The organism is Neorhizobium sp. AL 9.2.2 (genome assembly GCF_013317225.1).
In the GTDB taxonomy this organism is placed as follows: domain Bacteria; phylum Pseudomonadota; class Alphaproteobacteria; order Rhizobiales; family Rhizobiaceae; genus Neorhizobium; species Neorhizobium soli.
The window spans coordinates 106,166-128,607 of the sequence record NZ_JAALXU010000010.1; the positions used below are offsets into that span (position 1 = coordinate 106,166).

At 55.9% G+C, this 22,442-nt stretch carries 24 protein-coding genes and 3 pseudogenes; 15 read left to right on the plus strand and 12 right to left on the minus strand.

What is annotated here, in order from left to right:
• Nucleotides 1–338: 338 nt before the first annotated feature.
• Entirely contained in the window at nucleotides 339–1,286 is a 948-nt protein-coding gene (locus G6K99_RS22365; protein WP_174198006.1) for a YiiG family protein, read from the minus strand.
• A 188-nt stretch (nucleotides 1,287–1,474) separates the two neighbouring features.
• Here G6K99_RS22365 and G6K99_RS22370 point away from each other — a divergent pair, with 188 nt between their 5' ends.
• Nucleotides 1,475–2,179: an SOS response-associated peptidase gene (locus G6K99_RS22370; RefSeq protein ID WP_174198007.1), complete on the plus strand. Its 705-nt coding sequence runs from the start codon at nucleotides 1,475–1,477 to the stop codon at nucleotides 2,177–2,179.
• A 722-nt stretch (nucleotides 2,180–2,901) separates the two neighbouring features.
• On the opposite strand, the gene G6K99_RS22375 is transcribed toward G6K99_RS22370, so the two are convergent.
• A complete protein-coding gene (locus tag G6K99_RS22375; RefSeq protein ID WP_174198008.1) occupies nucleotides 2,902–3,285 on the minus strand; it encodes a hypothetical protein in 384 nt (127 codons plus the stop codon).
• Between the two features lie 23 nt (nucleotides 3,286–3,308).
• Here G6K99_RS22375 and G6K99_RS22380 point away from each other — a divergent pair, with 23 nt between their 5' ends.
• Nucleotides 3,309–4,214 (plus strand): Ku protein, encoded by a 906-nt coding sequence (locus G6K99_RS22380; protein ID WP_174198009.1) that lies wholly within the window; start codon nucleotides 3,309–3,311, stop codon nucleotides 4,212–4,214.
• A 10-nt stretch (nucleotides 4,215–4,224) separates the two neighbouring features.
• Nucleotides 4,225–5,037, plus strand: a complete 813-nt coding sequence (locus G6K99_RS22385) for a Ku protein (protein ID WP_174198010.1) — start codon at nucleotides 4,225–4,227, stop codon at nucleotides 5,035–5,037.
• A gap of 494 nt (nucleotides 5,038–5,531) precedes the next feature.
• Here the strand turns inward: G6K99_RS22385 and G6K99_RS22390 are convergent, their stop codons facing one another.
• The 3 genes from G6K99_RS22390 to G6K99_RS22400 all read right to left on the minus strand — a co-directional run bounded on the left by G6K99_RS22390 (nucleotide 5,532) and on the right by G6K99_RS22400 (nucleotide 6,777).
• On the minus strand, nucleotides 5,532–5,738 hold the full coding sequence (locus tag G6K99_RS22390) for a hypothetical protein (protein ID WP_174198011.1): 207 nt from the start codon (nucleotides 5,736–5,738) through the stop codon (nucleotides 5,532–5,534).
• Between the two features lie 16 nt (nucleotides 5,739–5,754).
• Nucleotides 5,755–5,979, minus strand: a complete 225-nt coding sequence (locus tag G6K99_RS22395) for a hypothetical protein (protein WP_174198012.1) — start codon at nucleotides 5,977–5,979, stop codon at nucleotides 5,755–5,757.
• 447 nt (nucleotides 5,980–6,426) lie between these two features.
• Complete coding sequence (locus G6K99_RS22400; protein WP_174198013.1) at nucleotides 6,427–6,777, minus strand: WGR domain-containing protein; 351 nt, start codon at nucleotides 6,775–6,777, stop codon at nucleotides 6,427–6,429.
• 798 nt (nucleotides 6,778–7,575) lie between these two features.
• On the opposite strand from G6K99_RS22400, the gene G6K99_RS22405 reads away from it, so the two are divergent.
• From G6K99_RS22405 to G6K99_RS22430, 6 genes are all read left to right on the plus strand, one after another.
• Nucleotides 7,576–7,779: a helix-turn-helix domain-containing protein gene (locus G6K99_RS22405; RefSeq protein ID WP_371816272.1), complete on the plus strand. Its 204-nt coding sequence runs from the start codon at nucleotides 7,576–7,578 to the stop codon at nucleotides 7,777–7,779.
• 1,146 nt (nucleotides 7,780–8,925) lie between these two features.
• Complete coding sequence (locus tag G6K99_RS22410; RefSeq protein WP_174198015.1) at nucleotides 8,926–9,369, plus strand: hypothetical protein; 444 nt, start codon at nucleotides 8,926–8,928, stop codon at nucleotides 9,367–9,369.
• Nucleotides 9,370–9,483: 114 nt separating this feature from the next.
• On the plus strand, nucleotides 9,484–9,933 hold the full coding sequence (locus G6K99_RS22415; RefSeq protein WP_174198016.1) for a hypothetical protein: 450 nt from the start codon (nucleotides 9,484–9,486) through the stop codon (nucleotides 9,931–9,933).
• Nucleotides 9,934–10,061: 128 nt separating this feature from the next.
• Nucleotides 10,062–11,780: a site-specific integrase gene (locus G6K99_RS22420; protein WP_174198017.1), complete on the plus strand. Its 1,719-nt coding sequence runs from the start codon at nucleotides 10,062–10,064 to the stop codon at nucleotides 11,778–11,780.
• A complete protein-coding gene (locus G6K99_RS22425; RefSeq protein ID WP_174198018.1) occupies nucleotides 11,780–12,832 on the plus strand; it encodes a site-specific integrase in 1,053 nt (350 codons plus the stop codon). Before G6K99_RS22420 ends, G6K99_RS22425 begins: the two co-directional genes overlap by 1 nt.
• Before the next feature lie 183 nt (nucleotides 12,833–13,015).
• The gene (locus tag G6K99_RS22430; protein WP_174198019.1) at nucleotides 13,016–13,243 is read left to right on the plus strand and encodes a hypothetical protein; all 228 of its coding nucleotides are present in this window, start codon (nucleotides 13,016–13,018) and stop codon (nucleotides 13,241–13,243) included.
• Here G6K99_RS22430 and trbB read toward each other — a convergent pair.
• From trbB to G6K99_RS23605, 3 genes and pseudogenes are all read right to left on the minus strand, one after another.
• Nucleotides 13,169–14,091: pseudogene (trbB, locus tag G6K99_RS22435) on the minus strand (P-type conjugative transfer ATPase TrbB). The gene G6K99_RS22430 and the pseudogene trbB overlap by 75 nt on opposite strands.
• Nucleotides 14,088–14,237 carry a hypothetical protein gene (locus G6K99_RS23600; RefSeq protein WP_371816273.1) on the minus strand — a complete coding sequence of 50 codons (150 nt, stop codon included), beginning with the start codon at nucleotides 14,235–14,237 and terminating at the stop codon, nucleotides 14,088–14,090. Before G6K99_RS23600 ends, trbB begins: the two are co-directional and overlap by 4 nt.
• A 221-nt stretch (nucleotides 14,238–14,458) precedes the next feature.
• A pseudogene (locus G6K99_RS23605) lies at nucleotides 14,459–14,715 on the minus strand (acyl-homoserine-lactone synthase).
• A gap of 376 nt (nucleotides 14,716–15,091) precedes the next feature.
• On the opposite strand from G6K99_RS23605, the gene repA reads away from it, so the two are divergent.
• From repA to repC, 3 genes are all read left to right on the plus strand, one after another.
• On the plus strand, nucleotides 15,092–16,282 hold the full coding sequence (gene repA, locus G6K99_RS22445; RefSeq protein WP_174198020.1) for a plasmid partitioning protein RepA: 1,191 nt from the start codon (nucleotides 15,092–15,094) through the stop codon (nucleotides 16,280–16,282).
• 84 nt (nucleotides 16,283–16,366) lie between these two features.
• Entirely contained in the window at nucleotides 16,367–17,362 is a 996-nt protein-coding gene (gene repB, locus G6K99_RS22450) for a plasmid partitioning protein RepB (protein ID WP_174198021.1), read from the plus strand.
• 155 nt (nucleotides 17,363–17,517) lie between these two features.
• Nucleotides 17,518–18,762, plus strand: coding sequence for a plasmid replication protein RepC (gene repC / locus G6K99_RS22455; RefSeq protein WP_174198022.1), 1,245 nt, complete (start codon nucleotides 17,518–17,520; stop codon nucleotides 18,760–18,762).
• Nucleotides 18,763–18,856: 94 nt separating this feature from the next.
• On the opposite strand, the gene G6K99_RS23610 is transcribed toward repC, so the two are convergent.
• The 3 genes and pseudogenes from G6K99_RS23610 to G6K99_RS22465 all read right to left on the minus strand — a co-directional run.
• Complete coding sequence (locus G6K99_RS23610; RefSeq protein ID WP_371816274.1) at nucleotides 18,857–19,231, minus strand: hypothetical protein; 375 nt, start codon at nucleotides 19,229–19,231, stop codon at nucleotides 18,857–18,859.
• Nucleotides 19,228–19,908: an LLM class flavin-dependent oxidoreductase gene (locus tag G6K99_RS22460; protein WP_371816275.1), complete on the minus strand. Its 681-nt coding sequence runs from the start codon at nucleotides 19,906–19,908 to the stop codon at nucleotides 19,228–19,230. The genes G6K99_RS23610 and G6K99_RS22460 overlap by 4 nt, the downstream gene beginning before the upstream one ends.
• Before the next feature lie 58 nt (nucleotides 19,909–19,966).
• Nucleotides 19,967–20,239 (minus strand): annotated as a pseudogene (locus tag G6K99_RS22465) (DUF4142 domain-containing protein); the annotation flags it as partial.
• Here G6K99_RS22465 and nadE point away from each other — a divergent pair.
• The 3 genes from nadE to G6K99_RS22480 all read left to right on the plus strand — a co-directional run bounded on the left by nadE (nucleotide 20,224) and on the right by G6K99_RS22480 (nucleotide 22,033).
• Nucleotides 20,224–21,060, plus strand: coding sequence for an ammonia-dependent NAD(+) synthetase (gene nadE, locus G6K99_RS22470; protein ID WP_174198023.1), 837 nt, complete (start codon nucleotides 20,224–20,226; stop codon nucleotides 21,058–21,060). The pseudogene G6K99_RS22465 and the gene nadE overlap by 16 nt on opposite strands.
• 141 nt (nucleotides 21,061–21,201) lie before the next feature.
• Nucleotides 21,202–21,606 (plus strand): VOC family protein, encoded by a 405-nt coding sequence (locus tag G6K99_RS22475; RefSeq protein ID WP_174198024.1) that lies wholly within the window; start codon nucleotides 21,202–21,204, stop codon nucleotides 21,604–21,606.
• Between the two features lie 103 nt (nucleotides 21,607–21,709).
• Nucleotides 21,710–22,033 (plus strand): hypothetical protein, encoded by a 324-nt coding sequence (locus tag G6K99_RS22480; protein ID WP_244631594.1) that lies wholly within the window; start codon nucleotides 21,710–21,712, stop codon nucleotides 22,031–22,033.
• A gap of 165 nt (nucleotides 22,034–22,198) precedes the next feature.
• On the opposite strand, the gene G6K99_RS22485 is transcribed toward G6K99_RS22480, so the two are convergent.
• Nucleotides 22,199–22,442, minus strand: a 244-nt coding sequence (locus G6K99_RS22485) for a tyrosine-type recombinase/integrase (protein WP_174198025.1), incomplete at its 5' end; no start/stop codon positions are given.

Below are 22,442 nucleotides of genomic sequence, written 5' to 3' on the forward strand. Positions count from 1 at the left end.
GCGGGACAAGGGCGCAGACCGGGGACCTGTAATCGGAGATCGTTCCGCCAAGATGGGCTGACACGGTCCGCTAAATCAAAATGCTGCGGTAGCTACCCGCACCTTGCGGTGTAACTACTTCGGGAGCGCCTGTTCGGTTCAGGCAAAAAACACGTCGTCGCCGTCGACCGACCCCGAGACGTCCTTCGTCCCCATCGCTGCCAAAGAAGACCCGACCCGTCACATATGCCTCGGCTACCCGATCCTCGGCACCTCTCCTGATACGGCCGGAGAACGCCGTCCCGTCGTAGGGAGCGAGCGCCTGAGTAACGGAGGTCAGCGCATGGCGTAATTGAGTCTTAGTCCTTGGCAAACACCGTAGCGGACTCTGAGGTGGAGACCATCGTGTTGTAGTCGGAGACCAACCATTCGAGATCGTCGCCCGCGCCTTTGCGGGCGTCGCCTTTGGCCATCTCAAGTTTTTCGTCGAAATTGCGAAGCTTGGACAGGAGCGACGCCGGGCTGGACTCAAACACGTGGAATGAGTTGGGATGCTGCAGCGCGTAGTCGTCGAACTCCCGGACAGACTGAGCGTAGTCGGCAAGCACTGATCTGAATGCAGGCATGGCGACCACGGGCTTTTCGTTTGTCGGCATCACGTCCATCACGGCCTCTGCCCGGAACATGACGTTTCGCACATGCCAGCGCGATTTCTTACCCTCGGCCTTTTCGAGCGCGAGCAGCGATGCGCGGTCGAGCTTGACCTTTTCGGTCCTCAATGCGGCGTCCACTGTCTTCCGGCGTTCTTCATAGACGGGCGAAAGGGCAGCGATGTCCTTATGGAACGCCTTACCGTCTGCCATCTTGTCCGACTTATAGTCCTGGCGCTCGTAATACTTGTTCGCCCGCTCGATGACGGGAGCCAGTTGCTGGTAGGTCTCGACATAGGCTGTCATGGCAGCGTCAAGCTCCGGCAGCTTTGGCTCTTCCTGAGCGGAAGCCAAGGCTTTGCCCGCCAACTCTCTCACGTCGTATAGAGAGTACATGCCATAGATGATGCGCTCCTTGCCGGTCGGGCCCTTCTTCATGTCGACCCAACTGTCGTAACGCTGTAGCGACTCGGACGCGCGCAGGGTTTGGTTGAGAAACTCGACGTACGTGTTCATCTTGCCCATCGCCGCGTCAGATACGGTGGCATCGGGTGGCGACTGGGCCTGTACGGCGGATGTCCCCAAAAGATATGGGACCGAACCCTGAAGGATCAGGACCAGAACCGAGGCGGTAACCGCCTTTGCGAGCGTCTTCATCGGATGCATTCCCCCATCGATCAGCCTGCTATCTGTCGCGCAAGATCCCTAGATCAAGGCCTCGTCTTACTCGGAAGCGCCGGGACGCCGCCTTCATGTTAATGACGCTCCGCCGTCATTTAGCCATTGAAAGCGCTGTTGATACTCCAGCGTGGCCGCATATCTAAGCACGACACGGAGAGACGGGCATGTGCAACCTCTACAATGTCACGACCAACCAGCAGGCGATCAGGGACTTCATCAGCATCACGCGGTTCAGGGAAGGAAACCTGCCACCGTCGATCAACGTCCATCCCGATCGCGAGGGACCGATCATCCGCGTGGACACCGAAGGCGAGCGCGAGCTTACGATGTCGACGTGGGGCATGCCGACGCCCGAGGTGCATCTTGACGGCAAGCCCGACAGGGGTGTTACGAACGTCCGCAAGACATTCATTCCCCATTGGCAGCAGTGGCTCCGCGTCGAGAACCGTTGTCTTGTTCCCGCGACGGCATTCAGCGAGTACGAACAGTCGGCTGACCCGGCCACGGGAAAGAAGCCGCTACGATGGTTCGTCGTCGGCGAGGATAAGCCGCTATTCATGCTCGCAGGCATTCATACGAAGTGGATTGGCGCACGAGGCCCGATCAAGGCACCCCGAGAGGGTGAACATGACCTCTATGCCTTCCTTACGACCGATGCCAACGAGATCGTACAACCTATCCATCCGAAAGCTATGCCCGTCCTTCTGACGACGAAGGAAGAATGCGAGATTTGGATGACCGCGCCATGGAGCGAGGCAAAGGCCCTTCAACGTCCCCTGCCCGCAGACCGAATGATGGTGTTGCCGCGTTACACGGAGGTAGGTGGCCTTGGGGGCCTTCCGACATTGACGAAAGACCTGTTCGGCTGAAGGTTCGTCGAACGGCCGTAGTGAAACAGACATCGCTAAGCGTATAGTCGCGTATCTGTCATGGCTGAGCAGATGAAGGCGAGCCGACCTTGGTGGCGGCGATCCGCTCTTCAAGAGTACCCGCCGTACCGAGGGCAGTATGTCGCTTCGAGCCCCTGGACCGACCGCGCAACCGCTCGTATTAATTGACGAGAAGCGAGGCTCGCCGCCCGCTTGGAGCGTGGTCCGTCCGCAGCGAGCCTCGGCTGCAGGCTAGGACCTCGGGCGGGCAACCGCAGCACGCCATTGTGGACCGATCGCCATACGTGAGCAACGGCCATATCTGACCCTCTGAACGCTAGGCGACCCGGCGGGATCGAAGGTCAACCGTTCCTGTGCTTGCCTCGAGGCAGAGAATGCCTCTGTCCGTCAGACGGTGAGGCTCGACAGAAGCGCACAGACCGAAGGACGCAAGTTCTTCTATACAGAGGACATGCTTCGACCCAAGTCGTCGCGGAAGCTGACCAGCGAGCATGCGCAGCGTTTCAATCTCGTCCGGTATCAATTCGGGCATAGGTCCCTCCAACGCCCGAATAGGACGTCGGTGGTAGACAGGTCAACGACACGATCACGTGTCGACGCATCGGCAATGGCCGCCGTGATTCCCACAGCCGGGTTGGCCGTCAGGTATAACGGACTGCGATGCTGGCTTGTAGGTTGACGCCGTTCTGCATCCGTTCCAATTATTCGTCATGGTCGGGAATCTCAGAACACTTGCCGAAGCCGTCAGGCACAACATGGTCGTCGTTGCGGCATGCCGCCCATGCGGTCGCGAAGGCAGGTTTCTGGCGCGTGACCTCGCCCAGTACAAAGGTTGGAACGCCAACCCTTGGAAACTGAAGTTCAGGTGCAGCGCCTGCGACGGGACCGAGATGAAAGTCACTTGCGAGTTGTTCGATCCCGATCCCAAAAGCGTCCAGGTGATCTGGAAACCGATTGAGATCAAACGGTAAGCCTGCATGACGAAACCACGCTGAATCAAACTCGCAAGATATCCGCTCAAGCCATTGAAAAATGATTCGTTTTGACTCGGAACGAATCACTTCGAATCCGATTGGAGTCGCCAACCAGGTGATTCGGAGTAAAGCGTATGGCAGGTCATCGAGCGCAGTGGAAAGGCTTCCTCAAGTTCGGAGAGGTCACAGCGGGTGTAGCGCTTTATACGGCAGCCTCCACCTCCGACCGCATCACTTTAAACACGATCAATTCGGCGACAGGCAACCGCGTCAATCGCGTCTTCATCGACAGCGAGACCGAAAAGCTGGTGCCTAAGGAAGCCCAGACCAAGGGCTTCGAAATCGAAAACGGACAATATCTCGTCATCGATCCAGACGAGGTGGCCGCCACGATCCCGGAGAGCGACAAGACGCTCGAAATCGAGGCGTTCATCCCCTGCTCAGACGTCGACGACGTTTACTTCGACAAGCCTTACTACCTCACTCCAGATCGCATGGGCTCCGACGCGTTCGCCGCACTGCGCGACGGCATGAGGAAATCGAAGGTCGCAGCCATCGCCAGGACCGTCCTCTTCCGGAGAATGCGCACGGTTCTCATCCGTCCCCACGGCAAGGGCCTGATCGCCACCACGCTGAACTACGACTACGAAGTTCGGTCCAGCGCGAAGGCCTTCGAGGACATGCCGAAGCTGGAGATCGAAGGCGAGATGCTCGATCTCGCCAAGCACATCATCAGCACGAAGAAGGGGACATTCGATCCGGCAACCTTCGACGACCGATATGAGGCAGCACTCGCCGAACTGGTAAAGGCCAAGGTCGAGGGCAAGGCGCTTCCCAAGCGCAAGAAGATAGAGGTCTCGCAGCCGAACGACCTGCTCGCCGCCCTTCGAGAGAGCGCAGGGCTGCTGAAAGCTGCCGAACCAAAACCGGAACGCACGGCCGCCAATGCCAATGCTGGCACGGGTCGCAAACGTGCGGCGCGTGGGGCGGTCGTGAAGTCCGCCGCTTCAAAGACCGCCCCGCAGCGCAAGGCAAGCTAGGAGAGAGACGATGGCAATCCGTCCTTACTGGAAAGGCTACCTAAAGCTATCGCTCGTGACCTGCCCGGTCTCCATGACCCCGGCAACCAGCGAAAGCGAGAAGGTGCGGTTTCATACGCTGAACCGCGAAACGGGCAACCGTGTCGTTTCGCAATACATCGACTCTGTCACCGGGAAACCCGTGAAAGACCGAAACGAGGCGAAGGGGTATGCTCGCGGCGAGAACGACTACGTTATCCTGACCGACGACGATCTCGACGCAGTGCAGCTCGATACGGTGAAGACCATCGACATCCAGAAGTTCGTACCGTCGCAAAGCATCGAGTGGGTCTACCTCGAAAAACCGCACTACCTGATGCCTGACAATACCGTCGGCCACGAGGCTTTCGCCGTCATCCGTGATGCGATGAAAGCCGACAACGTCGTCGGTGTATCCAAGCTGGTGATCGGCCGTCGCGAACGGGCGGTCGTGCTGGAGCCACGCGACAATGGCATTGTTCTCTGGTCTCTTCGCTTTGGGGACGAGGTACGGCCGGAAGAGGCCTATTTCGAAGACATAGACGACGAAGCGGAACCCGACCTCATCCCGCTCGTGCAGAAGCTGATCAAGCAAAAGTCCGCGAGATGGTCGCCCAAGATGGTGAGCGATCCCATACAGGAAAGTTTGCTGAAGCTCATCGAGGAAAAGAAGACAACCCTAAAGCCCACAAGGAAGTCCTCGAAGACAAAGGAAGCGCCTGCTCCCGCGTCGAACGTGGTCAACATCATGGACGCGTTGCGCAAATCTGTCGCGGACGACCTCAAGAGCAGGAAGGCAAGTTGATATGATCGGCCATACCGAAATCACCCTGTGCGAACCACGAAAACGGACAGATCGCGGTGACTGACGGCTCGCAGGTCTGGTCGGTGATCGTGACATGCGAAGCGATCAGATCGATTGCCAACCCGCCAGAGATGTCGTTGCGACGTCTGACGCTTAATGCCAACCTCCTCACTGGTTTGGCTGCTGCCGCGATATCTCGCGGGGAGGACATCGGGGGCAAGGTGTTCATCAGTGAGAGCGATGTACTTTTTGCGCGACCACTGCCAGTTTCATCGGAGGCGCGCACGCCTCGTCGTAGGTGACGATCTGTGCTTGATCAGAGCTGGGATGGCGACAGCGGTACCGCTTCTAAGCCAACAATGACTTGTCTCGCAGACCGATATGCCCGAACGTTCAGGCTTCCTCGGCCTGAAGCGCGACCGGGCAGCAGAACGCAGTGGGGTGGGTGATAGGACTGGAGCCGAAACGCTAAGGCGACGACACCGATACATGCGTCACTCCAATGCACCGAGTTCGCGGAAGGCCCGACGTTGATCTTCTAGAGTATCTCCGTCGAAGAACACACGAAACGCTTTGCCTTGAGATTTTAACTCCCGAGCAGTCTGTAATGCGTCCGTGAATAGAAGCTTTGGCTCATTTTCAGTATCGCTGCCTTCAGGGTCGGTCGAACTGAGGGGAATTATCTGGAATGTTGCTGGCACGATCACTCCTGGGGACTTAACCTTCATTGCCGTCTGAAACAAAGTTCTCTGAGCCGCTGTTTCGGGCAGCTTGTAACGCTCTCGCCTGGGGCAGCCACTTGGCCTCTAAGACAGCGTCGATGACCACGACGACCTCATCAACGCTCCAGTTGGCGTCTGCTAGTTCGCGAACAAGCAAAGTAAGCTTTTGATCAATGATGTCCCGAAGTTCGTTATCTTGCACTCGCTCATCAGGTGTCATCGCAAATCCTCCAACTGCCGAAGATAAATCGCTGTGTGTAGACATACCGCGTGGAACTAAGTCAGTTCGCGGTACGCTATCGCACATGGATACGCTCACGGCAGCTACTGCTTCGAAGTAGACGTGTTGGACGCCTCGTCACCATCGTTGTCTTTCGGACGCTGGTGTTTGTCGTCCTGTCGTTCCAGATCACGCTCGATTGTCTCACGTGAGCCCTCAGCGGGATCTTGCTCCGGATGTTTCTCAGCTTCACTCACGGCATTTCTCCCGTTTTTTTGGACGCGCTACTTAGCGTGGAAACGGCAACAAATTTGTTGCTCGATAGTTCCGTGGGATAGCCACTTCGCGTCTGGGGCGGCTAAACGGCGCACGTGACTACCGAGTCACCGCGTTCGCCCCCTCTTGACCGCCTCGCCTAAGCTTGGAAATCCGATTTCAAGAATGTCCTCATTCAGGTGAACTGCAGCTTGCCAGACAAGAGCTTTCATCGGTTTGAAACATTCTCAGCTTGGCGGCTCTCGGGCGATAGTGCATCAGTGGATCGACAGATCTCAGAGGCCGCGTCTTATATCCTCGGCCGCGCTTTTGTCTCACCATGTCGAGAAAGTGCTGTAAAGCTTGAGATTGTTCAGCGAACAGGTCAATCCTCAGGCGACCATGGGACCCTACCCTCCCCCAGCCACGTGCTACCGCATAGTCTCCGAACAGTGTTGGTTCAATTGACACTCTGTAGAACCGGCACATGTTGCGACTACGATCCACACGGACGAGGTGAACCTGAAACTGTTGGGTGCTCATAGCAGTCAGAATGGGAGATAACCCAGTCTAGGTCCAACGACAGTTTTGAATCGGTAAGAGGTGATCGATTCACAACGTGAATGTCAGGATCAGCGGCTGAGTGCTCCAATGCCTCCAAGATTGAAACCGAAACCGGCGAAAATAGATGGTCCGGGGACCCTGCAAATTTTCCCAGGAATTTCGAAAATCCTGGCCAAATTTTCCGACCCCTGTTTCTTCCTACGAACTCTATGCTCAAACCTCATCTAGCCCTATTCGAGAAGGGTCTCACTGTCCGGCAATAACGCGGGTTGGCGGACGACGCTGCTGTAACGTACTCGGCTGCATCGTCGTCGGCGTTCGAAACTGGTGGGCCCCTGCCCTCGCAGCTGAGCTTGGGCCTTGCCTCCAGCCATTCAGTACCATGCAGCGTCTAATGTATTCCTGGCGCCTCACTTCATTGGTGATCGCGTTGCCGAGTTGAGCCCCAAAGACGTAGCCCGGTGTCCCCATGGCGAACATCCCCTGCTCCGTTGACATCGCGTTGATCTCGCACTGCGCCAACGCGTATTCCAGTTCAGGGCCGGGGCCAATTCGAGAGTACGACACAGACTGGCATCCCACTAGAGCGGCAGCGCACAAGACAACGATCGTAGTGTAGATGATATTTCGTTTGTTCATTGCCCATCCCCATAAGCTGGAATGAACATGCCGTAGAATATCTAATTTTTGGATAATCCAAAAAGCGGATTACCGCCGAGTCCAACAGCTCGGTGGTCCATGACGAAGACGCTACATTCAGCGAGACACAGACGGCTTGTGGAACTGCTTATCGAGCAGCGCAAAGCCGCTGGGCTAACCCAAGCAGACGTGGCGAAAGCACTCAACCGCCACCAGCCACACATTGCCAATATCGAAAGTGGAGAGCGGCGCGTCGACGTCGTCGAGTTCCTGGAACTGGCTCAGGTCATAGGTTTCGAACCGAACGCGGTATTGAACGCGGTTTTGGAAATCGCGGACTGACAGCCGTCGCACAATTGATGCGGTCTCGGAATAAGTGTGTAAGCGTCCGATAAGTCATCCCACCGCTCATGGGTGGAATAATCATTGGTGCCAGTGCGAAAGAGTCCAGGTCCGACGACAGTTTTGAATCGGTAAGACGGGATCGATTCACAACGTGAATGCCAAGATCCGAAGCTGAATGCACCAATGCCTCGGCAGCTAAGGTTGAAACCGAAACCGGCGAAAATAGAAGGGCCGGGGACCCTGCAAATTTTCGCAGGAATTTCGAAAATACTGGTCGGAATTTCCGAGCCTCGTCTCTTCCTGCGAACTCTATGCTCAAATATCATCGAACCCTATTCCAGGAAGGGTCTTACTGCCCCGCGACGACGCGGGTTGGTGGACGACGCTGCTGTGGCGTACTCAGCTGCATCGTCGTGGGTGTTCGTAACTGTTGGCCCCTGCCCTGGCAGATGAACCTGGGCGTTGCATCCAGCCATTCAGTACCATGCAACGTCGAATGTATTCCTGGCGCCTGACTTCATTGGTGATCGCGTTGCCGAGTTGAGCACTAAAGCCGTATCCCGGTGTCCCCATGGCAAACATCCCCTGCTCCGTTGACATCGCGTTGATCTCGCATTGCGCCAACGCGTATTCCAGTTCAGGGCCAGGGCCAATTCGAAGAATACGACACAAACTAAGCAGTTAGTCTGGTGGATGAGCCATGTGCTCTTGGCGGAGTAATAATCACAAGCAACTTCCAGTCACCACATGCACCCAGAAGTTGTTTAATTTAACGATCATAATTCTCGGTCACATGCAAGAGAAAGCTTACGGCGCCTCGCATGTTACGAGGCGAGTGACTACAGGCAATTTAGGAATAAGAGAAAATGATATCGCATAATGCGACAGGGAAGAAATTAAGTTCTAAAAAATGGGTAATCAGGCACTAGTAATCTAAGATTTGCGCCGTTTCTCAGATTAACCATTACTTTACTATGTGCTTGCCAAAAGGGGCTCACTAAGCAAATTTAGAAACAGAACTGGTGAAGATGACGAAACGACCGGTTCGGAATTATTTTGCAACGGCTTACGAAAGCTGCCTTGGGTTGTAATTGAAGCTGTCACTGTCCACGCTTTTAGCTTTAGAGAAACGGAGATTAAATAATGTTCGACCAACACTACGAGAGCTTGCCCATCCTCGAATTTGGAGATCCCTGGAAGCAGTCCGAGCCCTTTGGGGACGACTGTTTTTTCTTCCTGCAGTGGGCATTGGCAACCAACTGGATTTCGAAGCTCGAGGAACGCCGTCCCACCTCCAAGCTCGACGCATTGCAGATGCAGGCCGCAATTAATGATGCGATGAAGCTGCTTGGCTACTCAGGGATCGCCGCGTCCCACCTTAAGTCACTCAATGATCTCATCTCACTGAGCCGTTTTCCGGTGATCATTCACCAGGCCCGACGCAGCCTCGACGTTACTGAGCGCTTGCGCTTGGTCTCGCTGCTGCTCGGTATTGCTGAGGACTGGTCGCCGCTGCCATCGTGGCACGTTACTGCTTTGTATGAAGTAGCTGCGCTGGAACTCACGGAACTTGACCGCAACGTCTAAGCAAAAACAGCAAAATGGGAGCGAGCATTTCAATACGCGTATATTTGAATAGTAAAAGACCGTTTCCACACAAATTGCCATTCTTGCAAAAGCAAAAAAAGGGAATTTTCCCCTATGAAGAAAGGAGTGAATATGTCGTCCGTTGAACCAACCAACTACTCATCAAACCTCATCTCGGAACGCTATCTCTGCGTAGAGTGGGCCTGCTCTTCCGGCCTGATCACCGAACTGTCTAAGGCACACCCGCTGCTGCGGATCAACCGGATGACGGTGAGACAGTATCTCGATCGAGCAATTGGATACCTTGTCCAGGAAGGCGTTCCTCTCCGTGACATCTGGGGTCTGGCGGATCTGGTTGTACCGGCTGCTTTTCAGAAGATTACAGAGGCTGCTCTCGCACAGTCGCCTGCCTCTGCTCACTGTATAGCACTCGTGCTTATCACAACCGCACGTGAATGGTTGGCAGCAGATTTCAACCACCTCGAACAGCTTGAAGTTCTGGCAAAGCGCCTGCCGAGCGTTGGTCTTGATCGCCGGCGTACTGGCCGAGTTGTAGCTCACTAACCCTGCTTTCTGGCCGGAACATCGGCCCGAAAGCTATGATCTAAAACAATCAACCACATCAGCGGCTTTTTCAACATCGGCAAATTTGTCGATGAATGAGCTCCTGCGCTTACAGAAAGCAAAACATCATGACCACAGATCGCAAGAACCGGCCGACTTTGGCTGACGTGCACGCCACCGTCCGCAGTCAGACCGGAATGAGTGTTGAAAGGCGCCGCCGGATGGAGAACTCCTTCAATAGCGTCTGGCGGTACTCGGGGGTCGCACTCCAGGACATTCCCGCGACAATGCCAGAGCTTATGAAAGTCCTGCGGACAATCGAGCCCGCCGCTCATGGCGTAAAGCGGGCGACGATCACGAACATGCGTAACTTGGTTATGCATGGGATGAAACAGAGCGGTCTCGTGCCCGAACTCGCACGCTACCGGGAGATCCGCAAGCCACTGTCGCCGGCATGGTCGGTCGTTATGTCGCGTGTTGCCTCGCTCCACGAGAAAGCGACTATGTGGGCGTTCGTCCACTACCTCAACGACAACGACCTCCAGCCGCAGGTTGCTGACACTACACACTTCAGTGCGTTCGTGCAGCATACGGAAAAGACGTCAGGCCGTGCTAATCAGCATGCGCTGATGCGTGCAACCGGTCGTTACTGGAACGAGTTGCGGATCCGCTGCCCTGATCTGGGGCTTCAGGGGATGGCAACGCCCCCATCTCGTCTGCGTCGCCTCTCTACCGCGATGTCCGACCTCCCTCAGTCATTCCAGGATGATGCAAAGCGCTACCGCGCTTGGCTTGTCGGGGAAGACATTTTTGCAGACAACGCACGGCTTCGCCCGGTGAGCGAGAGTACGGCCGACAATTATCTGCGTCGCATCCATCGCGTAGCCTCCACTTTGGTCGACGCGGGCGTATCGCCCGATAGCCTGACCGGGATTGCTGTGCTGGTGGAGCCGAAAATTTTCAAATGCATCGCAAACACCATGAAAGCCGTCGACAAATCCGCACAGCTTGCGGAAACATTCTCGACCCTTAGCCTGCTCATCCAGCTCGCCAACGCATGGCTCGGCTGCGACAAGCCGCACGTTGATTCCCTCCGGGTTAAAATGAAGAACGCGGGCATCAAGAAGCCGACAGCAACCATGACCAATAAAAACATGAAACTTGTCTCGCAGTTTGACGACCCGAATACCCTGAAGCGGTTGGTCAATGCACCTACAGCGATCTGGAAGCGTGTAAAACATGACGCTGACCTTTCTGATCGCACGCGTTTGGCGAAGGCTCAGGCAGCACTTGGCATTGGTATTCTGACGGTCATGCCGCTCCGGCTTGCAAACCTTACCGAGCTTACTTTCGGAAAGACTATCATTCTGCGACCTAGAGGTACGTCGAGCATCATCATCCCGATGGAAGCCACCAAGTCACATCGTGAGATCGCATTCGATATTCCCGATCACGTCGCTCAGATGATTTTGGAATACTACGAGCATATCGCGCCGGAGATCCTTGGCCGCTCTCCGGAACCACTGTTCTGCCGCACGGACGGTATCGGGAAAGGCTTCGCGCAGGTCCGGTATCTTATCCAGGCCTATTTCAAAGAGTACGTCGGTTTTCGCATGAACCCGCACGCATTCCGGCACCTTTGCGCGAAGATGATTTTGGACAACGATCCGGGCGCTCATACCCTGGTGCAGGAATTGCTGGGTCATAAGAGCGTGGAAACCTCGACCGCCTTCTATGCGGGACTGAGCTCGCGTCGTGCTGGTCGGCATCATGCGAAACTCATTGAACAGACGATGGAGCGCGAGGACGCTGCGCCCCGCCGTCGTCGGAAGATGGGAACGAAGTGATGACTAAACATATGAACAAGGGGCTGCCATTCGATGAATGGCCGCCTGAAGATCGCATGATGTTCGAAAGCCTGACCGCGGAAGGACCGATTGATGATGGCCCTTGGGTCTCACTCTCTGCTACAACTATTCGCACACGTCGCTATTCTTACGGACACTGGCTCGGCTTTTTGCGAAAGTCGCATCCTGCGCTTCTTGATCAACCTTTGAGCGCGCGGGTCACCCGCGAAACTATCAAGGGGTATACGCTTGCCATGGGAGTGAACAGCACCCAGACGACAGTTGGTATCGAGCTTCAAAGACTTTACCATACTGTTTCCGCAGCGATGCCTAGGGACGATTGGAGTTGGCTTTTTGGGCTCGTCCAACGAGTACGCAAGCGGGCGGTTCGGGCACCAAAGCCTTACGTCTTAAGCGTTGACCTCTACCGTCTCGGGCTTGAATTGATGGAAGACGCTCGCAACAAGTCGGCGTTGTTGCCGCGTGTTATCCTGTCACAGGCAGAACAGTTTCGCGATGGGCTCATGATTGCGTTCTTGGCCGTCGCGCCAATGCGACGTTCAGGATTTACGAACCTGCGCCTTGGCGAACAGGTGGTCAAAATCGGTGGGCTGTGGCGGGTCTATCTTTCAGCCGACATGGTCAAGACGGGGATTTCCGAAGATTTCGAGATCCAGTCTGAGCTTGGTCGGTACGTCGACGAATATATTGAAATCTATCGGCCGGTCTTCCCAAATTCCCATGCCCATAAGGGGATGTGGCCGTATGGCGAGCGGCCGATGACGGATAAAATGGTGCGCCGCTATCTATGCAAGCATACAAAGAACCGCCTTGGCGTGGCAATCTCTCCTCACGGTTTTCGGCGCGGGGCCGCGTCATTCCTCGCTGCCGCTGATCCTAAGAACATCAGAGCGGCAAAAGATCTCCTTCAGCATAACAGCTTCGCGATCACCGAACAGCATTACATCCATGGTGCCAACAGTCGGCGTGCTGGGCACTCGCTTGCCAACATCATTGCGGCGAAAGCGGCAGCATTCGATGATGGCACTTAGATTAATAGAAGAAGCGGGTCGGCGTAAATGCCGCTCTCTTTTTCTATTTTGACCATAGACTGCGCAGACAATTCGATAAACTCGAGCTGACATGTTGCGCTCCAGGCCGCGTTCTTCGATCTGTAGGTAGACCGGGGAATACACTTTTGCGCATTATTCTGCACGGCGCCGAAAACCGAATTCATGCCAAACATGGTTTGCGGCCACGAAGAGAATTTTTATTCACGTCACCTGCAAGGCGTCCCAGCGCACAATTGCGCAGTTGGAGGCGAGCGCGGAATCCGCAAGGCCAACAGAAACAGCGACAAGCGTCGCGCGGTGAGAATAATGGAGATTTTACGCGACATGGCTGTCCTGATCGAAATGGGCATAGTGTTCGGTCTGTTCGCGGCCGTCGCGGTATCCAGCTAGGTGGACGACCTAGCGGACCCGCCTCCCCTCCCCGTTCGTTCAGTGTCGACGACGAGTTCGACGGCTCGGCTGATGCCCCCTGCATCGGCTGCTGGCTGACTTCTGCCGTCAATTGCGCCGATCGGCGCAATGCTAACATCGCCGTGTTGGACTGGTTGTAGTTACGCCGCACGGATGGCCAGTATAAGGCTTGAGCAGCGTCAGTGCGACGACGACGCGGTCGGGACGTAGACGCGCCAAGTCGTCGTATCCCTGGTATGCAGCGAAACCGCCTTCTCCGCTAAGGATTGAATTTCGGCGGCGTCTTCGAGGATAACTATCCGGTCGTCCGGCGCCGCAGTAACGATTTCGGCGATGGTGGCGTTTGCGAGTGTGGTCTTCCCCGAGCCCGTGCCACCCGAGATGACGATGTTCATCCGCGCGTCGATCGCGATTCGAATTGCAGATCCCTGGGCTTCGGTCGTCACCTTCGACTTCACATATTCTGTCAGTGGAATGAGACGCGAAGCCCGACGGCGGATCGTGAATGCCGGTCCGGATACCACCGGTGGCAACAGCCCCTCGAAGCGGTGTCCGTCAATCGGCAGTTCGCCTGAGATGATCGGCCGCTCATTGTCGGCCTCCGACAGCAGCGCATGCGCAATGCTGCCGATGACGACTTCGGCTGCAGCAGCGCTCATCGCGCCGGCCGGTGCCACGTCGTGCCACAGCCGCTCGATGAAAAGGCGGCCGTCCGGATTGAGCATGATCTCGACAACGGTGGCGTCATCGAGGGCGATGCAGAGTTGGTCGCTGAGCGCGTCCTGTAATTTGCGGACCAGGCGGGGATGGGAGCGGAGTTCGTTCACGCAGCGCTCCTGAGGATTTCTCCGTCGGGCCGATGGAACGACTGATAACCTGGAGAGCATACCTGCTCGAAGCTGACGCGGTCGGCCGGAGGCCCGGCGATGGCGATGGTGTTGCCTATCGCGGCCGGTTCGCCGAGACGCTTCATCGGCCATCCGCCGGGTTCAGGATGCGCTCGAAACGCAGATTTGTTGCCGTGACGATCTCGCGGTAGCCGCTCGCTATCAACCATTGATGATACCGGCGACAAGGTGAGCGTCTCGACATGCAGTTGGGTTGCCTCCCTCTGCAAGGCAAATGAGGTATCGACGCAGAAGCGCGAACTCTAGACCATGCCTGAATGGGGGCGAAGCAACGCGTATCGAGAAGCTAAGGGAAGGTCTGCTCCAGCATGGTGGGACCAGAAGCTAGAAAGAGACGAACGCAACCTGCGACCCTTGCACCGTCGGCAGTTGCTAGAAGATAAGTCGTCTGCAATCATCGTACTGGTCGCGCTCTTCTCCGTCGCTGATGGAAACGTCCCAGGCGAGACGTCCGCCGAATACCGTCGCGCGAAGACGGTGCATCTGTCTCGGGTCGTCGCGATGGCACCCGTATTTCTCGGGCGCGACGGTCAATATCCGCATGATGATCTCCGCTTGAACACGGTCATGCGGACAGAAATCATCTCCTTCAGCGTGTGCCTATGTGCAGATTTGCACCTCAGGTGATTCTAGCGAGCCGCTGGTCTGGCTCTTAGAAAGTGAGCGTGTGGTGGGCTAGGCGGAGGAGATTCATGTGCAAATCTACATTTTGCGATGACTAGGCGACGGGAGATAATCTGACTAACTCACGGTAAATGATCGCAGATTCGCCTCGGGCGATGGAATCGGGAAATTTGCGTTAACTCCTTGTTAACCTTAAATCCCTTGCTCAGAGTTGGGAATCGCGGGATAGTTTCGCAAATGATGGCCTTGTTGCCATTTTTTCGAAAATGAAGCCCTCCGGGATATAGTTTGCAAAATGAACCATCCGCAGCCCAACAGATTTGATATCGAGATTGCCCAGCAGGGAGCGAAGATCTCAAATGCGTTGCATATGCTCCGTAGCCAACAATATCCCCCGGACGCCAAGAAGGGACTGCGCAAGTTCCAGCTGGGAGAAGTCGCCGACTTCATAGGGGTAACCCAGAGCCATCTGCGGCAAATCCATTTGGAGGGCAAGGGGCCGGAGGTTGAGTCCGTCGGTGGCCGACGCTACTATACGGCTGATCAGATGTTAGAGCTTCGAGACTATCTCGAATCCAACAAAAAATCAGACAAGCGATACTACGTTCCCCGGCGCCGTGAGGGCGAGCCTATGCAGGTCGTGTCGGTGGTGAATTTCAAGGGCGGAAGCGGAAAGACTACGACCGCTGCGCACCTTGCACAATATCTAGCCCTCACCGGTCATCGCGTACTAGCGGTCGATCTCGATCCACAGGCATCACTGACATCCCTCTTTGGAATCCAGCCCGAACTTGATGATACCGCGTCGCTGTACGAAGCGCTTCGTTTCGATGACGAGCGGAAATTCATCTCGGAAGTTATCCAGCCGACCAACATTCCCGGCCTTGATGTGGTTCCTGCAAATCTGGTCCTGCAGGAATACGAGTATGATGTGCCCTTGGCGATCTCCTCCAAGAAGGGAGAGGACGGTCGGTTATTCTACATGCGCATCTTCAATGCACTAAAGCAGGTGGACGACAGGTACGACCTGGTCGTTATCGATTGCCCGCCACAGCTGGGATACCTGACGATCACCGCGCTTATGGCTTCCACAGGCATTTTGATCACTATCCATCCCCAGATGCTGGATATCATGTCGATGAGCCAGTTCCTCATGATGTTGGGCGGCATAATGGGTCCGGTTGCAGAGGCCGGTGCAGAGATGCGCGTCGAATGGTTCCGGTATCTAGTCACGCGCTTCGAGCCGACGGACATCCCGCAGGCGCAGATGGTCGGATTTATGCAATCGATGTTCGCCCAGCAAATGTTGCGAAATCATGTGCTCAAATCGACAGCCATTTCTGATGCTTCGATAAAGAAGCAGACTTTGTACGAGGTAGAACGAGGCGATTTCGTCCGTTCTACCTATGACCGGGCGATGGAAAGCCTGAACGCGGCCAACGGCGAAATCATGGAACTAATCCACGGCGCATGGGGGCGAAAATGACATACTTGTCAGCCGTTTTTTCGCGGGATTTAATGAACCATATCAATTCGTTGTCGACGTTGAAAGCGAGCGCGGAGGCCGGCTATGGCGCGTGAAAATCCTTTTTCTAAATTGGACATGGCTTCCATCGCGTCCAACCAGACACCAACAAAGCCTGGCTACGGCATGACTGGAGCGGCCAAGACAGTCGTCCGGTCTATCGAGGATCTGGCAGAGAACACAAAGAAGCTGATGGAGGGCGAGGTGATCGTGGATCTGGATCCGCGGTTGATTGACGTTTCCTTTGTCGCCGATCGCCTTTCCGACGATGGCGAGGAGTACCAGGAGCTCAAGCAGGCGATCGCTTCGTCCAGCCAGACGACACCGATTCTGGTTCGACCCAGTTCGTCGGATGGTCAACGCTTCATGGTCGTCTTCGGTCACCGCCGTCTCAAAGTCGCCAGAGAGCTTGGAATTCCGGTCAAGGCAGTTGTCAAGAAGCTGGATGACATCACGTCCGCAATCGCCCAGGGGCAGGAAAATTCCGCACGCTCCAACCTTTCGTTCATTGAGCGTGCGTATTTCGCACAGAACCTGCTTGCGTCTGGAATGACGAAGGATGTGGTTCGGTCGTCGCTCGCGATCGATGAGGCAATGCTTTCGAAAATGCTCGGTGTCGTGGAGGTCGTCCCGGCCTCGATCCTCAAGGTGCTCGGGGCCTCCAAAAAGATCGGGCGCGACCGGTGGCTTAGCCTCCGTCAATTGCTTCTTGCTCCTGCCCTCCTGAAGGTTGCCACGGAGCATGTCGAAACGGCAGGTTTCGTTGAGCTGACTGGAGACAAGCGGTTCGATGAGCTCCACGACTACCTGAAGCGCTACAAGGCCAAATCGGCTGCAAAGAAGCCTAAGACCGGTGCGTCCGGGATGGATTGGAGTTCGAGCGATACATCACTGAATTTCGTGATGAATGCCAAATCGAAGAAGGTTGCGATCGAGCTTTCGAATGTCGAAGCGAAGCCCTTCAGCGAGTGGCTGTCAGCCCACTTGGATCGTTTGTACGATGAGTACAAAGGATCGAAGCAGGAAAACAACGGAGACTAAACCGCAAAAGAAAAAGGCCCCCAAACGGTAATCCGTGGAAGCCTCTCTCGTATCTCTCGCAGGATTGAGAATCGCATTTCCCGGAATCACAGTCAAGAGTCTTGGCACCGATTTGGTGAGCGGATTTCCTTTGCCTGAAGAAAGGTGAGAGAAAAATGCAGACGGGACATGTAACGACGCCCTTTGGGCGGCGGCCGACGACGCTTGCCTTAGTGAAACGGCAATTGGCGATCGCGGCACCAGCACCAGGCACGCGTGTCGAAAAGTGGAAAGTATTTCGCGATGTGTGCGAAACGAGGGAACGCTTTGGCCTGCAAGATCGAGCGCTTGCCGTTCTCGATGCCCTTTTGACATTCTACCCTAATCCGCAGCTCGAGGCCGAGAACGGGCTTGTTGTATTTCCATCCAATGCGCAGCTGTCCGTCCGCGCCCATGGGATTACAGAAAGTACACTGCGCCGCCAGCTCCGTGCGCTTGTCGATGCGGGACTTATACAGCGTCGTGATAGTCCCAACGGCAAACGTTACGCACATCGCGATCGAGCTGGTGAAATCGAAAACGCTTACGGCTTCGATCTGAGTCCGCTACTTGCGCGTGCCACCGAGCTCGCCTTGCTGGCGCAGGACGTGGCCGCGGAGCGTATGCGCTTTCGCCGGGCCAAAGAAGCACTGACGATCTGCCGCCGAGATGTCCGTAAGCTGATTACTGCCGCGATTGAGGAAGGCGCTCCTGGCGACTGGGAGCGTGTCGAGGCGATGTATATTGCGATCGTCAGGGGGCATCCTCGATATCCGGACAGAAACCAAGTCGAAGCAACACTCGATGAGATGGAGCTCTTGCGTGCTGAGGTTCTCAACCTTCTGGAAATCCGAACAGAAACTGAGAATATGCATGGCAATGCCGGTCTGGATGACGGTCACATACAGAATTCAAATACCGAATCTATTAATGAACTTGAACCTAGCTCCGGAAAGCAGCTGGGCGAAAGCATGGCGGAAAAGACGCTTATAAAGAGCGTGAGTGACAGTGTGGCGAAAGCAAATCTCGGACAGATCAAGGCGTTCCCGTTGGGATTGGTTCTTCGAGCTTGCCCGCAGATTGCCGACTATGGGCCAGGCGGGGGCATTGCACATTGGCGCGAGCTCATGACCGCGGCTGTGGTGGTTCGCTCGATGTTGGGTATCAGCCCGTCAGCCTACGAGGGGGCCTGCAATGCGATGGGGCCTGAAAACGCAGCGGTTGCGGTGGCGTGTATTCTGGAACGATCGAACTTCATCAATAGTCCTGGCGGCTATCTTCGTGATCTTACGAAACGCACGGAACGGGGCGAATTTTCGCTGGGGCCGGTTTTGATGTCGCTATTGAAAGCGAACGGTGGAGAGGGTCGGCGTGCAGGTTGAGGCACTCACTCCTAGAATTCGACATGAGTTGTCAGCCGTTTTTTTCGCGACATTTGTGTGATAAAACAGAATGTTAGAAAGTTTGACGTCCTTGTTAATAGACGCTTCGTGCTCTATGGCGACCGTGATGATACCAGAGGTACCATCTATATAGACGGCCGCCGTCGTTCCGGGATGGTGAGTTGCCGCGTAGCTTCATCTGGCTGAATACCTCCTTTGCCATGAAATCCATAAACCCGTGTTGATTGCGGGATACGTTATGAACGTAGATCTCGTCGAAACCACAGGTCGCGCATTCATCGAGCAGATCGAGCAGTTCATTTCCGCGCGTAACCAAGGAGATTAACTCGACCATCTCCTCGGGCGTCACATCGCGTGACGCGGCATCAAATTCCACCGGGGTTTTCAGCTCGGCCAACAGATCCGGCTTGACGGCCGCATTGCGCCACTCATGCCATTCGAGCCTCATCGACTGTGGGCGCCCAGGACACTTGAAGCTGGAGAGCAAGGCTTACCCGCGCCACCGTTCGACCGGAACGCCTCTACCACCCGCCTCAGTTCGTTGACAGGTTTCCGGACTGTAGCCAAGCCATCAGCCCATTTTCCCAGCCAGGTTACGGTTTCCTCAGTAAGCGCCGCGCCTAACAGCAAGGGTGGCTTGGTTGGAAGTGACGAAAGCTTTGCTTCTTCTGTCTCGAGTTGGCGGCGGTCAGAGCTCACCGTCTCACCGGCAAGCAGCGCGCGCATGGTTTCGTAACCGGCCTCAAGTCTTGCGTTTCGCTCCGCCTTGTCCGGCCACCCACGTCCTACGGCGTTTTCGTTCAGAGCTTCCCCGCTACCCAGCGCAATCCAACGCAGACGCTCCGGGAACATCTCGCTCAATGTGGCGACCAGATGCGCGAGCACCACTGGATGGTAACGCCAGCCGCCCGGTATCGCGAGACTTCCGAATGGTAACCTCGTCTTTGCCATGGCGGCCCCCAACCAAGCCCAATTGTTCCCAGAGTTCCCCTGTCTTTCACTCCACGGTGCCAAGTGATCAGACGTCATGATGGCCTGGAAGCCGGCGCGCTCAGCAGCCTGGACGTAGTCCAGCAGTTGACTAGGCGAGAATTGTTCGTAAGAGGCGTGGTAGCCGATCAGCATGGCGTCCTCATAAAAAATGCCCCCGCGAGACGAACTCGGCGGGGGGCTGGAGGAATGATTACTTGTTCATGTCCGTTGCCATTTGGAGGTGGTGTTCCAGCGCCGGTCGCGTCTTTGCAGCCCAAGCCTTCAAGTCGGCGTTCTCGCCTTCGTCGCCGTAGCGCTTGAACAGATCGACCGCATCTTCATGCACGTCTTCCTGGTCGGAATGGTACTGCTTAGTGAACTCTTCGCCCTGAAGCTCCTTGAGATCATCGAGCATGCCCTGGTGGGCGGATGACATGGCGGTCGGGATCGTCGCCTTGACCTTGCCTGATGTCACCATGGCTTCAGCACGCAATATCACGAACCCTTGGGGTAACTACTGATTTCGATGAGGCGCTTGAGGTTCGGCGTCGCATCGACTTTCTGGGCCATTATCTCCGCCAGGCTTCCTGCCGAACTTTCGTTCTCGGAAGTAGCGGCGGGGTCAACTCACTTGCCGCTGGCTTACTCGCGCAAGCCGCGGTCTCGGAACTCCGGGCTGATGGATACGATGCTCAATTCATTGCAGTCCGATTACCCTATGGTGTCCAGGCCGACGAGAGAGACGCGCAAAAGTCGCTCGGAGTCCTCGGCCCGGACCGTGTCGTCACAATTGATATCAAGCCGGCAGCAGACGCCATGCTCGAAGCGGTGATGGTCGAGGGAGAGGACTTAGTAGAGCCGGCTCGAAAACACTTTCATCTCGGCAACATCAAAGCGCGCCAGCGAATGGTCGCTCAGTATGCCTTGGCTGGGTCAACGAGAGGATTGGTGATCGGGACTGATCAGGCTGCGGAGGCCTTGATGGAATTCTTCACAAAGTTCGGCGACGGAGCCGCCGACATATTGCCACTTGCCGGCCTAACCAAACGACGGGTAAGGGCCATAGCTAAGCACATGGGCGCTCCGTCGGAGCTGGTGTTCAAGGTGCCGACTGCGGATCTCGAATCAGATGCTCCTCTTCGTCCCGATGAGGAGGTCTATGGCGTCACCTACGACGACATTGATGGATTTCTGGAAGGAAAGGCGGTCACAGAACCCGCACGGCAGCGTATTCTCAAGACGTATTGGGCGAGCGGACATAAACGCGCCCTGCCAGTGGTGCCGACGGACAAACTGGTGAAGTGAAAGGCCCCGGCCGTGGGAACTGCCACCTTTGATGTTGGTTCGTGTCGGATGAGGAGACGATGAACAACAGTTCTTGGATCCACTTGTGCATTGATATGCGGCGGATGTTCGCCCCGTGCAAACTTTTCACATGGAACTCACATGTTCAGTCACATCATGATTGGCGCTCGCGATCTCAAAACGATGGTCGCTTTTTACGACGCTGTATTGGCCACGCTCGGTCTGCGGCGGGTGGTCGAGTTGGACGACGTCGACGAGGCAGGAGTTATCTGGTGGAAAGGCGACAGGCGTTGGCCGCAGTTCGCCCTCCGGCACCCTATCAATGGTTTGCCGGCGACATGGGGCAACGGCATGCAGATCAGTTTTGCCGCACAGTCAAGAGAGGCCGTCAACCTTGCCTGGGCCACAGCGATGGAGAACAGTGCTCTTGATGAAGGAGCACCCGGTGCAAGGCCACAGTATGCGGAAGATTTCTACGCTGCTTACTGTCGAGACCCTGCGGGGAACAAACTCTGTTTTGTCCATGCGCATGCCCTTCCGGCCTGACAGCCAGACGTCAGAAGTCGATCATCTGACGCTGTATAGAAAAACCTCACGTCGTGGTACGATCAAAACCTGAAACGAAGAACTGTACGGGACCACCGCAGAAATGCTCAAAACCGATACCCGGCAAGCGAAATGGCGGCGTGCCAACCCTGGCAAATACGAAGCACATCTTGCTGTGCAGCGGGCCGTTAAGGCGGGCGACCTCGAAAAAGAGAGTTGCGAAGTTTGTGGCGTCGAAGAGGTCGATGCCCATCATGATCAATACGACGAACCTCTGCGCGTGCGATGGCTATGCCGTCGCCATCATACGAGGCTCCATCACTACGGTGAGGACATGTTTCCGGTCGGGGTGTTTCTGCCATATGATGAAAGTAGCGTCGTCGGTGGCGAGGAGCTACTGGTCGATGGTGGCTTCGGGGCGGTCTGAACCACGCGTAAAGTCAGTCTCGTGGGAGGCAGGCAAGTTCAAGCCTGGTCGGACTCTCCCACGGCCAGACTATCATTTCGTCCTGAGACCGTCAGAAGATCTCGCAGTCTGCTTGTGGGCAATGGTGGTTTTCTCCATTGCCAGTATCGGCGCACTCATTAAGTTTTAGAGCAAGCGCGCCGCCCGTCCTGTTCGCCTGCTTGCGTTGTTGTAATAACTCGATGCCTGTTGGACCGAGCGATGCCGTGACTGCTCCATCGCCTCGGGAAGGGGGACACCGCGATTGGCGGCCTCCGTGAGATAGCCCGATCGCAGCCCGTGCGCCGAAAACTCCCCAGGCTCCAGTCCAGCCATCTCCGCCCGTTGTTTGACGATCTGGTTGACTGCACTCGGCTCCAGCGCGCGCTTC